The following is a 12406-nucleotide window of genomic DNA, read 5'->3' as shown; positions in this document are numbered from 1 at the left end:
TATGAATTAATAAAAATAAGTTTATTTTATAAATTAATGCTTGTTTTAATATATCCATATGGAAATATGTTAAACGAAACATTCAGAGCTATGATGATATTAGTTTTATATGAAATCTTTTATTTGAAAAAAAATATAAAATTAATAAAAAAAGATAATTGGATAGTATTAGGAGTGACGTCTATATATGTTTTAAGTTTGATATGGAATTATTTTTCACCAGGTGGAATAGAAAGTTTTAAATTATATTCAGAAAAATATAAGGTATTACTATTTTTACCAATTCTTTGTTATTTATATAAAGAGAATATAAGATTACTATTAATGGTAGAACGACTACTGCCACTTTGTATTGTAGGAATGCTTATTAAATTTATTGAGTTAGATTTTAGCTTAGAACAAATATATATACTGAAGGGAAGTATAATTTCAGTTTTTTCATTAATAATTCCTTATACTTTTTTTTATGTTTTTAATGATAAAAACTATAAAGTAAAGTTAATAAGTACTTGTTTGTTGATTTTAGGTATTTGGATTGTAATTAAAGCAGGTGCTAGAGGGGCCTTATTTTCATTAATAATATCTATATCAATAGGAATAATCTTAAAATATAGAATAAAAGGGGTAATAGGAGCTATACTTGGAAGTTTTATATTATTGGGAATAGTAAAGGCTAATCCAAGATTAGAAAATCATTTTATGCAAGTTCAAGATTTTTCCACGCGTTCAAGATACTATTTAATTGATGCTGGAATATATACTTTTAAAAATAATATAGTTTTTGGTAGTGGTAGAGGAAATACACAAAAATATTTTATAGAATATTCAGAAAAAGAGTTTGATCCACGAAAAAAATTAATAGCAGATTATCCTTGGGAAGAAGATATAGTGAAAAATAATTATTTGAGAAATTTTCCAGATACACATAATATATTTGTAGATAGTATAGCAGAAAATGGGGTTTTGGGAATAGTTCAAGTTATCTTTATATGGATTTTAATACCATTAAGTGTTTTATTTACTTATTTAAAGAAAAAGAAATATATCTATTTAGGAATATTTTCATCTTTTATAGGATTTATATCAGCAGGAATGTCTTGGAGTTTATGGACTAAGCATAGTTTAGGAGTTTTATACTTTATTGTTATATTATTTATCTATATTCAAAATAGTGAGGCACTAGAGTCTAATTAAGACTCTAGCGCCTCTTTTAATTCTTTGTAATAAGAGTTAACTAAACTGCTGTAACTATCAGTATATTTTTGACACTCTGTTAAAAATTTACCAAGAATTTCCTCTTTAGAGCAGCTGCCAATTTGAAAGTAATCTATGTAATAGTTAAATTTACCTTTTAAAACTCTGTTTATCTTTGCTTCCTCTTCGCTAAAGGTATTAACATTAAGAGTTTTGTGTTTAAAGTTCCACTTTCCACTTGCTGCTCTAACTAAGCAAGCATTTATACTTTGACAATATCCATCTTGAAACTCTAATTGAGCCATTTCATAAAGTTTTTTAAACTCCTCAATACTAAGATCAGGTTTTGCTGTTAGAAGATTAACAATTGTGAAATCATCTAAAATCTCTTTTAGATAGGTTCTTATAGAAAGATTAGTAGTTAGTAGAGTTTCTTTTTTATTATCTTCTTTTTCAATAACTTCTTTATAAGTACTAGTATTATTATTATGTGACGTATTCCCCACGACAGGAGTTTCCACCACTGGAATATCCAGTGATGGAGTTGTCATGCTAGGTGAATCCACAGTGGAAAAGGTGGATAAGAAAAGTTGCGGGGTAGTTGCAACACTTCTAAAAGGTTGGGTAGTCTTATTTAGAAGTTCCTTATCATCAGAGAAATAGTAAATGTTTTTAAGCTCTCCTCTACGAACAAAGGCGATATCTTTTTTATAGCGATACATATATCCAAGCTCAATCATACGATTAATAAGTCTTAGAAGTTTGTCTTTTCCAATATTAAGTTCATATGAGAGTTGATTAATATTGATAACCCAATTAGGTGGTTTATTAAGAAGGTGACACCCAAGTCCTAATAGCTCTAAATTTAGATCTTTATCTTGTATAAATTTATTGAAAATTATGGTGTAATCAGTTTTATGCTGATTTTTTATTATAAACTCCATAAAAACCTCTCTTTCATAATTATTAGAATGTTATTAAATTTAATAAAGTTCTCATGCATATAAATTTTTTTAATCCCACTTTAACAGAGGATTTCATTAAAAATAGTTTGTTATTTAAATCTTTACAAAGTGTAGAAGCTGATAATTTTTGAAAATAGTTGAATTCAGGGTAAAATCCAAAATTTGAGAAATTTTTTAGAATATTTTTTTCGCACGGAGGAATGAAATTTAAAATTAAACTATCAACATGAATTAAATGAGTGTTATTTGTATAAGTAGAATAGATATAGTTTCTTTTTAAATACCTACGTATAGTTTTAGTAGAAATATTACATATAGTAGAGAGGTTTTTAATAGTGATAACATATTTAAATTTTTTTTTAATTTTACTATGAAATTTTGAAAGAGGGTATCTTTTATTTAATATCATTAGTATGAATCACCTCAAGTAGTTTTTTGTATTGTGAAAGAATTAGAGGTGCAAAGCAAGATGTTTTTATAGAGATTCTATTTCCTATTATTAAAGAGGGAAACTCTCCTGAAATTATATAATTTTCATATTTATAAGGTTTTATTTTAAATATTTTTGAAATATAGTATTTAGGTAGCATAGTTCTATAGTTTTTATTTAAAATTTTTTCTAAAGTTTTAATCTGTTGCTCTCTGTTTTTACATTTATTTAAGATAGAATGATTGCTTTTTAAAACATCCTCAATTGCGGGAAACTTATGAGACATTAAATACCTCCCTTAATAAGTTTTTTAGCACTAGATGTTTTTATAGCATAGTAACCCCCGAGTTTAATGCTATCAACTTTATTGTTTTTAATCATTCTGTAAACTGTTTTTTTTGAAATAAGAAGAGCATCTGAAAGTTCTGCAACTGTAATTAAATCATTTTTACCGCCTAAATGTTCTTTAATAAAGCTTTTTTTCATAAAATCCCTCCTGTTTTTTGTCTGGTTAGTATATTTGTACTATTTTACTTGAAAAAAATCAATATCCAGACTTAATATTTATAAAAGTAAGTGGACAAAAAAATACTAAAAATATAGTAAAGTAAGTGGACAAACGCACTAAAATTTTTTTTGTTTTTATGTTATGCTTAAAACATCTCGAGATAAGTATGGAAAATAAAATTAAAAATCGTAGGAGGTAAGTATGAGTATGACAGTTGTAGGAGCAAAAATAGCTTTAGAAGGAGTTATAGCAAAAACAGAGAAAAGTATTGAAAGAGAGTCAAGTTATTTAAAGGAGTTAGCAGATGATAAGGCAACACTATCTTACATTGAGCAACTGCAAGCTGATGGAGAACCATTACCAGCAGGAAATCCTTATGGTTCGTATTCAGAGTGGAAAGATCAGATTGAAAAAGAGATAAAGACAGGACAGAACTCGCTAGATAGAATAGAGATTGAAAAAGCAGAACTTATGGCATTTAATTACTTTGTGGAAAATGCACCTGAGGCGTAGGCCTATGATAAAAATTGTAAAAATAATATATACTGCTCTAACTCTTATAGGAGTATTAGTAACAGGAAATAATACCCTCGTTTTAAGAAATATAGGTAGCAAAGTTGAGAGAATGGCTATCCCCCAAGTTACTTCTCACTCACAGATAAATATAAATTAAAATTAAAGGTCTAGATATTTTCTAGACCTTGTTTTATTATAAAGAAAAGTAGTTTAAATACATACATTTTTGAAGAAAAAATAAAAAAAATAAAAAAAACTTCTACTTTTTTTCACGTTAAAAAAGTGATATAATAACATGGATAAAATATGAGTAGGGGGACACCAATGAGTAAGGAGCTAAAAGTAATGGAACCAAAACAATATAATGATGAGATTGATCTTTATGAATTAATTGAGATACTAGTGAGACATAAGTGGAGTATAATAATAACTACAGTAGTATGTACAATGTTATCACTTGGAGGAGCACTTTATGTTCGTAGTAAGACACCAAATTATTTAATAAAGAACATTCTTATACAGCAAGATACATATGGATTAAAGGGTGTAAATAGAATAGATGTAGATTCTGTACTTCTTCAAGATAAAAATATTAAGAAAATCTTGGAAATAGAACCCATAAAAAAAGAGTATTTAGAAAAAACTCCAGAAAATCTTAGAAGTTTAATGTCGGAAAGAAAGTTTTTACAAGATTTAATAACTATATCTAAAGATGATAAAAATTCAAATGATATATCAATAAGAACAGTTATAGTTACCGATGAAGCTAGTGGAAGAGAGACTATAAATAGATATTTAGATATTTTAAGAGAGCAGGATAACTTAAGTGATGTTATAGCAGAAGAAAAAAATATTAAAAATACATCTTTAGAAAAAACAAAAATAGAGCTAGAAAAAATTCAAAATGAAATTTTAGATATTTTTAAAAAAGATAGTGATTTAAGAGCTTTAAAGCCAGAGGAAAAAGTTAACTACATAACTTATAAGTACCCTGAATTAAATCTGAAGAGAAGTGAACAGGAAAAATATTATAATACATATGTAAATGAATTAGTAAGATTAGATTCTTTGAATGATAAATTAGATGTAATTAAGGAAACAACAGATATATATTTTGTTAAAGGTCAAAGCAAAGCTAAATTGATTTTAGCTATAGGAATAGTAATGGGAGTTTTCTTAGGAATAATGGTAGCATTTTTAAAAGAGTTTATAGATGGATATAAAAGAAGATATAAAAAATAGAGAAAGGATAAAGGATGGAAAGACATAAGAGATATATAGTAGGGGGATTTATGATTCTTCTTCAATATTTAATGTTTAGAGCGCTATGTATGTACTTAGATATACCAGTTAATATGAGAAATGTATCGTTTTTCTTGTATGTATTTTTATATTTAAAAGAGGATATATACTCTTTTAAAACATGCTTAATATGGGAAGAGTTAAAAAAACAACTAAAATGTTATGGTGAATATTTAGTAATTATATCAATAATAGTTTATCATACAGATGGCTTAGGAGAGCTATGGAAGTATTGCTTACTAGGTACGATAGCTATAGCTTATAGTTTTATTGTGGCAAAACTAATAAGGTTAATATTTGTGAATTATCTAAGAAAAAATGTTGTAATAGTTGGAGTTGGAAGTGTTGCTAAAGAACTTTCAGAAGTTATCTCACAAAATAGATTTACCATGTATAACTTTTTAGGATTTATAGATATTGGGAAGAATAAAACAAACAAAGTTTCTGTTGATAAAATTTTAGGAAGTAAAGATATATTAATTGAAGAGGTCAATAAAAAAAATGTTCAAGAGATAATAATAGCTATTCCAAATATATCAGATTCAGATGTTAATTCAATATTAGATAATGTTTATTCAAAAGTAAAAAGAATAAAAATTATTCCAAAAGTTAATAGATCCTTTACAGTTACACCAGAAATTCAGGATTATGATAGTATAATGTTAATAAGCAGTAAAAATCTTAATTTGAGCAAGAAAAGAAAGTTTATAAAAAGAGTTTTAGACATTGTTGTAGGATTTATAGGTTGCCTTTCATTAATTCCACTAACAATTTTAGTTTGGATAAAAACAGAAAAAAATGAAAGAAAAAATGGAATATTTTTTACTCAAGATAGAATAGGGCTAGATGGGAAAAAAATAAAAATATATAAATATAGATCTATGATAACAGGCGCTGATGATATTTTAAAAAAATTATTAGAAGAAAATCCTGAATTAAAAGAGGAATATAAAAAGCATAAAAAATTAAAAGATGATCCAAGAATAACTAAAATTGGAGTATTTTTAAGAAAAACCTCTCTAGATGAATTTCCTCAATTTATAAATGTATTAAAAGGAGAAATGAGTTTTGTAGGACCAAGGCCATATCTTTTTAATGAGATAGATGATATGGGAAATGCCTATGATAAAATAATAAAATTAAAACCCGGTATAACAGGTATGTGGCAAGCACATGGTCGTAGTGAAACAGATTTCAATGAAAGACTTGTGTTAGATGAGTATTACTATAGGAATTGGAGTTTATGGCTTGATATAATAATTATCATAAAAACGATTAAAAATGTAGCAGCAAGAGAGGGGGCATATTAATGTTAACAGCAATAATAATGGCAGGTGGAAGTGGAGAGAGATTTTGGCCATTGTCAACACCAAAGAAACCAAAACAGTTACTTAATATATTTTCAGATAAAACAATGATAAGAGAAACGGTAGATAGAATATTACCAATAATTCCGAGAGAGAATATATTTATTGCGACAAATGAATTACAGGCAAAAGCTATAAAAGCTGAGTTGAAAGATATTCCAGAAGAAAATATTATAATAGAACCAGCTTTTAAAGATACAGCTGCAGCAATAGGTTATTCGGCATTGGTAATAGAAAATAGATTTAAGGATAAATTGACCAAAAACGAAAAAATAGAGGTTGTTGTATTAGCCTCAGATCATTTAATAAAAAAAGAAGCTGAGTTTAGAGATATTGTGAAACTAGGAGCAAAAGAAGCTTCAGATAATGGAATAATTGTAACTTTAGGGATAAAACCAAATAAACCTGAAACAGGTTATGGATATATAGAGGTTAAAGAGGAGAGTCAACTAATTTTAAATGAAGTTTATAAAGTTAGAAGATTTCGTGAAAAGCCAAATTTAGAAACAGCAGAGAGTTATGTAGCTTCTGGAAAATATCTATGGAATTCAGGAATGTTTATATTTACAACGGAAACTATTTTTAAAAACTTTGATGTTTTAATGGAAGAGCATACAGAAATATTTCAATCTATTAGAAAAAAAATGACTGATGATATATTTGGATTAGAGCTTACAAATTTAGTGCGTAATGATTTTGAAAATTTTGAAAAAATATCAATAGATTTTGGAATAATGGAGTATTCTAAAAATATAAGAGTTATACCTGTAGATATAGAGTGGAATGATATAGGATCATTCAATGCATTAGAAGAAGTTTTTGAAAAAAATGATTCAGGAAATATTGTTAGGTATTGCGAAGTAAAAGAGTTTGATTCTTCAGATAATATTGTTATAGGTGAAAATATCACAATATCTCTTTTAGGAGTAAAAGATTTAGTTATAGTAAAAAATGGAGATAATATATTAATTGCTAATAAAAATAGAACTCAAGATATAAAAAAAATCATACAAAAATAAGGAGAGACGCTTAATGAGAAAAGTTGCAATAATACATGATTGGCTTGTAAACTATGGTGGAGCTGAAAGAGTTGTAGAAGCTTTTTTAGAAATATATCCGAATGCTGATATATATACGTTAGTTTATGATGAAAAAAAAATAGGTGCAACTTTTTCTAAAGAAAAAGTAAAAACTACATTTATTCAAAAATTTCCGAAAGCAACAAAAATATATACAAAGTTATTACCTTTTATGCCATATGCTTTTGAGGAGTTAGATTTAAGTGAATATGATTTGGTAATATCTAGTTCATCATGTTGTGCAAAAGGAGTTGTTACAGGTCCAAATACAAAACATATATCTTATATACATTCTCCTATGAGATATGCTTGGGATTTATACCATGATTATAAAAAACGTAGTGGAAAATTAACAAGCTTCTTTATGAGTATATTTATGAAAAATTTAAGGCAATGGGATTATACAAGCTCTCAAAGGATAGATATAATCCTAGCAAATTCTAATTATGTAGCAAAAAGAATAAATAAATTTTGGAATAGAGAGTGTCAAGTTGTTTATCCGCCTGTTGATATAGATAGACTTTCACCAAATGGAAAAGAATCAGAGGATTTTTATGTTGTGTTCTCTAGATTTGTGTCATATAAACGAATTGACCTTGCTATAGAAGCATGTAAAAAACTTAATAGAAAGCTAGTCGTAATTGGAGATGGAGAACAAAGAGATTATTTAAAATCTTTGGCGAATAATAATATAACTTTTACAGGAAGAATTTCTGATGAAGAGGTAAAAGATTATCTTCAAAGGTGTAAAGCTATGATTTTTTGTGCAGAAGAAGATTTTGGAATTATTCCTTTAGAAGCTCAGGCATGTGGAAGACCAGTAATAGCATATGGTAAAGGTGGAGCATTGGAAACTATTGAAGATAAAATAACAGGGATATTTTTTGATAAGCAAGAAATAGAAAGTGTCATTGAAGGAATTCTAAAATTTGAAAAATTAAAGTTATGTACTCGAAAAATACACGAACATGCAATGAAATTCAGTAGAGAAAGATTTAAAAAAGAAATAGAAAGGGTAGTAAAAAATGGGCTATTTAAATAATACATTAAAAAGATATTGCAAGAGAAATTCACTGAAAGAAAAAGTTAGAGTAATTTTAACTAATAGAGGGTTTCAAAGTGTAATGATATATAGAGTTTCTAATTTGTTATATAAGAAAAAGTTAGGATTTATATCAATGATCTTAACAAGAATAATTCAGATTTTATATTCAATAGATATAGACTATAAAGCTAAAATAGATGAAGGACTTTTAATATTTCATGGAGTAGGATTGGTAATAGGATGTGGTGTGATAATAGGAAAAAATTGTACACTATTTCATAATACAACATTAGGGTTAAAATTTTCAAAAAATGGAGATGGAATGCCAATTTTAGGTAATAATGTTTTTATTGGATGTGGAACGATAATATTAGGGGAAATTGAAATTGAAAATAACAAAAAAATAAGAGCAGGAAGCTTAATAATAAGTTGAGGAGTTATTATGTGGATAATTAATGGTCGTTTTTTAACTCAAGGAATAACAGGAGTACAAAGATTTGCGCATGAAATTATAAGAGAATTAGATAATGTAGTAAAGCCAAGAGAGTATAAGATATTGGTTCCTAAAAATATAGTGTATAAAGAACTAAAATATAAAAATATAGAGATAGAGATATGTGGTAATTTAGAAGGACACTTATGGGAACAATTAGAGTTACCACTTTATGTAAAAAAAAATAAAGGTCAATTGTTAAATTTATGTAATACAGCTCCAATTATAAATCCTGGAGTTATAGCAATACATGATATTCAAACTAAAGTTCATCCTGAATTTTTTAGTAAAAAATTTGCCTTATGGTATAATATTTTAAATTATTTTAATATAAAGAATTCTAAAAAAATAATAACAGTATCAGAATTTTCAAAAAATGAAATTATAAAATATTATGGAGTTTCAAAAGATAAAATCCAAGTTATTTATAATGGATGGCAGCATATGGATAGAATTAAGCAAAGTGAGGATATTTTGAATAAATTTAATATAAAAACTGGAGAATATATTTTAGGAGTATCAAGTTTGAATCCAAATAAGAATTTTAAATATATTTTAGAATTAGCTAAACTTCATCCAGAATATAAATTTGTGATTGTAGGAAAGAAAAATAGTACCATATTTAAAGAGATTATAGTAGAAGAGTTAAAAAACTTGATTTGGACAGATTATGTTAATGATGAAGAGTTAAAAAGTTTATATGCTAGTGCAAAAGCATTTATATTTCCTTCTTTTTATGAAGGATTTGGAATACCACCTCTTGAAGCAATAGCGTGTGGATGTAAAAATATATTTGTTTCAGATACTAGTTGTTTGTCAGAGGTATTCGAAGATAGTGTAAGTTATATAAATCCGAAAACTATTAAAAAATTACATTTTATTTATACTAAAAACAGTCAAAATATTTTGAAAAAATTCGAGTGGAAAGTAAGTGCTCAAAAAATAAAAAATATGTTGAATAGACTAACTATATGAAGTCAAGTATATAATTTTGTTTTTGCTAAAATATTTTTTAGAATTTTTTAAAAAAATATGGGCGTGTTTCTAGGAGACGACTTTTTGAGAAATTTTAAAGTCGCCTTTTAAAAAATAAAATTATTAAAATATTTAGTTTTGTGGAACAAAATTAATATTATTCTTTAAAAGATGAAAAATTACTCTGAGTAGCTTCTTAGATGTATGACTAATTGCAACATAATGATGTTTTCCTTCATTCTTCTTTTTCTCCTGATAAAGTTTGAATGTAGGATCACGCATTGCTACTAAGCGTGCAGCTTGTATGATTGCCCATCGAAGATACGTAGAACCTCTTTTTACCATTGAAGTCCCTGTAGCTTGAAACTTTCCTGATTGGTAAACAGAAGGTTCTAATCCTGCGAAAGCCAATAATTTAGCTGGAGTTTGAAATCGTGAGATATTTCCAATCTCAGATAACATAATTGATGCTAGCGTATAAGATATTCCAGGTATACTTATCAATGGTGTTTTCATTTGAATGAGAAGTTCTTTGATTTTTTTATCCAAAATAGAAATTTCATCTAAATAATAATTAATTATTCTAATTGTTTGTTGAAGCTCAAAAGAAGTTCCACTACTATTGATGCCAATAGATTTGGAAGCTAGATTTTTTAAAGCTATTGCCTTATCTTTTCCATACTTTCCCTTTGAGGTTTTGGATAAAAGATTAGTTAATTTAGTTAAATGACAGTTAGAAATATCATGAGCACTTGGAAACTCTAAAAGCATAGCATAACTAGATTTTTGATGTATCGACCATATTAACGTCCCTAGTTCGGGAAATAAAATTGTAAGTAAACGCGAGACAGAAACTTTTAATTTAGCGCACTGTCCGATTAATCTATAACGGTGTCTAGTTAGAGATTTTAATTCTCTAATTTCATCAGATACAAGTGCTGTTGGGGTTTGATCTGAGTTGAATAGCAAGGTTGTAATAAACTTAGCATCAACTTTGTCAGTTTTGGTTTTTCTTAGTGTTTGAGACTTCCTAAAGGAAGCTACAGCAAGGGGATTAAATACCGTAAGTTGGTATCCCTTGGTACGCAAGAAATTTTCTAAATTGATACCGTAATGACCGGTAGATTCAAGCCCTATACGCACATCACTAGCGACTTGACAGTTTGAGGAGATAATGGAGTAAAGAGTATTAAATCCTTCAAGAGTATTTGTGATTCTTAAATTATCGCTGATAAGAACGCCATCAGAGGTAACAATGTAGCAGTCATGCTTATCTTTCGCGATATCGATTCCTACATAGATCATAATTCACCACCTTGAAATATATTGAAAGTACTGTTTATTTTCCACTAAAGCTTTATACTGAATGTATCCTCGTCCTATATAAAACGTCAAGCGTTATCTAACTAATTAACAAATTAGTATAAAGCTGTGGTTATAGCCTATATTAAAATAGTCTAGTTGAACTAGCTATAGGAGGAGATAATAATCCACAGCACTTTAGTAAATTATAACAGATAAATTGATGAAGATTTTTATATCTTCATTATACGAGGAGGAGAAATGAAGAATAAATTTTCAATAATAACAGCTTCTTTTAATTCATATATAGAGTTAGAAAAAACAATAGTTTCAATACTAGAGTTAGATTATGATAGTCAAAACTTAGAGTATATTGTTGTTGATGGAGGGTCAAAAGATAAAACTAAAGAAATTTTAAAATACTATGAAGATAAATTTAAAAAAAGAGGAATTTCTTATAAATGGATAAGTGAAGAAGATAAAGGGATTTACGATGCTTTAAATAAAGGCAAAAAAATGGTAACTGAAGAAGATGCATTTGTTATATGTATAAATGCAGGGGATAAATTGTTGAATATAAAGTGTCTAGAAAGAATAACAGCAGATATAATAATAGCAAATTTATATGCTGTAGTAAATGGAAAAAATAAGAAATTTAATATAAATAAAATTTATGAGGTAAATGAAAAAAATTATTTTAAAATAAAAGTTCATCATCAATCATTTTTTATTAGAAAAAAAATATTAGAAGATTATTTTATTGATATAGGCGAAACAGCAGATAATTTATTAATGGTTAGAGCTATTAATAATAAAAATTATAAAAAAGAGAATTTATTAGAAAAATATACGAGTTCATTTACTTTGGGTGGAATTTCAGATCAAAGAAATTTTAAGAGAATAAAATCATATATGAAATCAATAAAAAAATATAATAGCTTAACAGAAGAAAAACTCAGTATATCTAAGTTGATAGTGTATAATATAGTACCAATTTTTAAACTTTTAATGAGAGCTATTTTACCAAATAAAGTTTATGATATAAGAAGAAGGATATTTGAATTATAATGACAGATAATTTATTAATGGGAATCCAAAGTTTAATAATTTTCTATTCACTTTCAAGTTTATTTAGAGACACTAGTTTAAACAATTATATTTTATGTTTTTCTATTTTATTACTTTTAATAAAATGGTATAAATCTAAATTGAAAATACCTAGATATGTAT

The 12406-nt window shown here is 26.8% G+C and carries 14 protein-coding genes; 10 read left to right on the top strand and 4 right to left on the bottom strand.

All coding sequences use genetic code 11. The features are described from left to right. The coding region (locus HMPREF0202_RS05280; RefSeq protein WP_147524929.1) for an O-antigen ligase family protein at positions 1 to 1194 on the top strand (1194 nt) is incomplete at its 5' end. On the opposite strand, the gene HMPREF0202_RS05275 is transcribed toward HMPREF0202_RS05280, so the two are convergent. The 3 genes from HMPREF0202_RS05275 to HMPREF0202_RS05260 form a co-directional block, all read right to left on the bottom strand. Beyond that, on the bottom strand, positions 1191 to 2138 hold the full coding sequence (locus HMPREF0202_RS05275; RefSeq protein WP_023052222.1) for a hypothetical protein: 948 nt from the start codon (positions 2136 to 2138) through the stop codon (positions 1191 to 1193). The two genes, HMPREF0202_RS05280 and HMPREF0202_RS05275, sit on opposite strands and share 4 nt — an antisense overlap. A 416-nt stretch (positions 2139 to 2554) precedes the next feature. Continuing rightward, the gene (locus HMPREF0202_RS05265; RefSeq protein ID WP_023052220.1) at positions 2555 to 2875 is read right to left on the bottom strand and encodes a hypothetical protein; all 321 of its coding nucleotides are present in this window, start codon (positions 2873 to 2875) and stop codon (positions 2555 to 2557) included. After that, complete coding sequence (locus HMPREF0202_RS05260; protein ID WP_023052219.1) at positions 2875 to 3075, bottom strand: helix-turn-helix domain-containing protein; 201 nt, start codon at positions 3073 to 3075, stop codon at positions 2875 to 2877. Before HMPREF0202_RS05260 ends, HMPREF0202_RS05265 begins: the two co-directional genes overlap by 1 nt. Before the next feature lie 223 nt (positions 3076 to 3298). On the opposite strand from HMPREF0202_RS05260, the gene HMPREF0202_RS05255 reads away from it, so the two are divergent. The 8 genes from HMPREF0202_RS05255 to HMPREF0202_RS05225 all read left to right on the top strand — a co-directional run bounded on the left by HMPREF0202_RS05255 (position 3299) and on the right by HMPREF0202_RS05225 (position 9874). Continuing rightward, on the top strand, positions 3299 to 3610 hold the full coding sequence (locus tag HMPREF0202_RS05255; protein ID WP_023052218.1) for a hypothetical protein: 312 nt from the start codon (positions 3299 to 3301) through the stop codon (positions 3608 to 3610). Between the two features lie 4 nt (positions 3611 to 3614). After that, positions 3615 to 3770 carry a hypothetical protein gene (locus HMPREF0202_RS15065; protein ID WP_023052217.1) on the top strand — a complete coding sequence of 52 codons (156 nt, stop codon included), beginning with the start codon at positions 3615 to 3617 and terminating at the stop codon, positions 3768 to 3770. A gap of 167 nt (positions 3771 to 3937) precedes the next feature. Beyond that, entirely contained in the window at positions 3938 to 4855 is a 918-nt protein-coding gene (locus HMPREF0202_RS05250; protein WP_040406475.1) for a Wzz/FepE/Etk N-terminal domain-containing protein, read from the top strand. Positions 4856 to 4905: 50 nt separating this feature from the next. After that, complete coding sequence (locus HMPREF0202_RS05245; RefSeq protein ID WP_051364134.1) at positions 4906 to 6225, top strand: exopolysaccharide biosynthesis polyprenyl glycosylphosphotransferase; 1320 nt, start codon at positions 4906 to 4908, stop codon at positions 6223 to 6225. Further along, positions 6225 to 7301: a mannose-1-phosphate guanylyltransferase gene (locus tag HMPREF0202_RS05240; protein ID WP_023052214.1), complete on the top strand. Its 1077-nt coding sequence runs from the start codon at positions 6225 to 6227 to the stop codon at positions 7299 to 7301. The genes HMPREF0202_RS05245 and HMPREF0202_RS05240 overlap by 1 nt, the downstream gene beginning before the upstream one ends. A 13-nt stretch (positions 7302 to 7314) precedes the next feature. Beyond that, positions 7315 to 8403 carry a glycosyltransferase gene (locus HMPREF0202_RS05235; RefSeq protein WP_023052213.1) on the top strand — a complete coding sequence of 363 codons (1089 nt, stop codon included), beginning with the start codon at positions 7315 to 7317 and terminating at the stop codon, positions 8401 to 8403. Continuing rightward, complete coding sequence (locus HMPREF0202_RS05230; RefSeq protein ID WP_023052212.1) at positions 8387 to 8839, top strand: serine O-acetyltransferase; 453 nt, start codon at positions 8387 to 8389, stop codon at positions 8837 to 8839. The genes HMPREF0202_RS05235 and HMPREF0202_RS05230 overlap by 17 nt, the downstream gene beginning before the upstream one ends. Before the next feature lie 9 nt (positions 8840 to 8848). Next, the gene (locus HMPREF0202_RS05225; protein WP_023052211.1) at positions 8849 to 9874 is read left to right on the top strand and encodes a glycosyltransferase family 4 protein; all 1026 of its coding nucleotides are present in this window, start codon (positions 8849 to 8851) and stop codon (positions 9872 to 9874) included. 132 nt (positions 9875 to 10006) lie between these two features. Here the strand turns inward: HMPREF0202_RS05225 and HMPREF0202_RS05220 are convergent, their stop codons facing one another. Beyond that, positions 10007 to 11179, bottom strand: coding sequence for an IS110 family RNA-guided transposase (locus HMPREF0202_RS05220; protein ID WP_023052210.1), 1173 nt, complete (start codon positions 11177 to 11179; stop codon positions 10007 to 10009). A 258-nt stretch (positions 11180 to 11437) separates the two neighbouring features. Between HMPREF0202_RS05220 and HMPREF0202_RS14690 the strand changes: the two genes are divergently transcribed. Further along, a complete protein-coding gene (locus HMPREF0202_RS14690) occupies positions 11438 to 12244 on the top strand; it encodes a glycosyltransferase (RefSeq protein WP_023052209.1) in 807 nt (268 codons plus the stop codon). Positions 12245 to 12406: the final 162 nt, after the last annotated feature.

Source organism: Cetobacterium somerae ATCC BAA-474, assembly GCF_000479045.1.
GTDB classification, from domain to species: domain Bacteria; phylum Fusobacteriota; class Fusobacteriia; order Fusobacteriales; family Fusobacteriaceae; genus Cetobacterium_A; species Cetobacterium_A somerae.
The sequence above is the reverse complement of the archived record's forward strand: the minus strand, read 5'-3'. Positions and strand labels throughout refer to the sequence as shown.

Excerpts from the sequence above, each read along its gene's own strand:
- HMPREF0202_RS05275 (WP_023052222.1), bottom strand. The coding sequence starts at position 2,138 with ATGGAGTTTATAATAAAAAATCAGCATAAAACTGATTACACCATAATT.
- HMPREF0202_RS05265 (WP_023052220.1), bottom strand. The coding sequence starts at position 2,875 with ATGTCTCATAAGTTTCCCGCAATTGAGGATGTTTTAAAAAGCAATCAT.
- HMPREF0202_RS05260 (WP_023052219.1), bottom strand. The coding sequence starts at position 3,075 with ATGAAAAAAAGCTTTATTAAAGAACATTTAGGCGGTAAAAATGATTTA.
- HMPREF0202_RS05255 (WP_023052218.1), top strand. The coding sequence starts at position 3,299 with ATGAGTATGACAGTTGTAGGAGCAAAAATAGCTTTAGAAGGAGTTATA.
- HMPREF0202_RS15065 (WP_023052217.1), top strand. The coding sequence starts at position 3,615 with ATGATAAAAATTGTAAAAATAATATATACTGCTCTAACTCTTATAGGA.
- HMPREF0202_RS05250 (WP_040406475.1), top strand. The coding sequence starts at position 3,938 with ATGAGTAAGGAGCTAAAAGTAATGGAACCAAAACAATATAATGATGAG.
- HMPREF0202_RS05245 (WP_051364134.1), top strand. The coding sequence starts at position 4,906 with ATGATTCTTCTTCAATATTTAATGTTTAGAGCGCTATGTATGTACTTA.
- HMPREF0202_RS05240 (WP_023052214.1), top strand. The coding sequence starts at position 6,225 with ATGTTAACAGCAATAATAATGGCAGGTGGAAGTGGAGAGAGATTTTGG.
- HMPREF0202_RS05235 (WP_023052213.1), top strand. The coding sequence starts at position 7,315 with ATGAGAAAAGTTGCAATAATACATGATTGGCTTGTAAACTATGGTGGA.
- HMPREF0202_RS05230 (WP_023052212.1), top strand. The coding sequence starts at position 8,387 with ATGGGCTATTTAAATAATACATTAAAAAGATATTGCAAGAGAAATTCA.
- HMPREF0202_RS05225 (WP_023052211.1), top strand. The coding sequence starts at position 8,849 with ATGTGGATAATTAATGGTCGTTTTTTAACTCAAGGAATAACAGGAGTA.
- HMPREF0202_RS05220 (WP_023052210.1), bottom strand. The coding sequence starts at position 11,179 with ATGATCTATGTAGGAATCGATATCGCGAAAGATAAGCATGACTGCTAC.
- HMPREF0202_RS14690 (WP_023052209.1), top strand. The coding sequence starts at position 11,438 with ATGAAGAATAAATTTTCAATAATAACAGCTTCTTTTAATTCATATATA.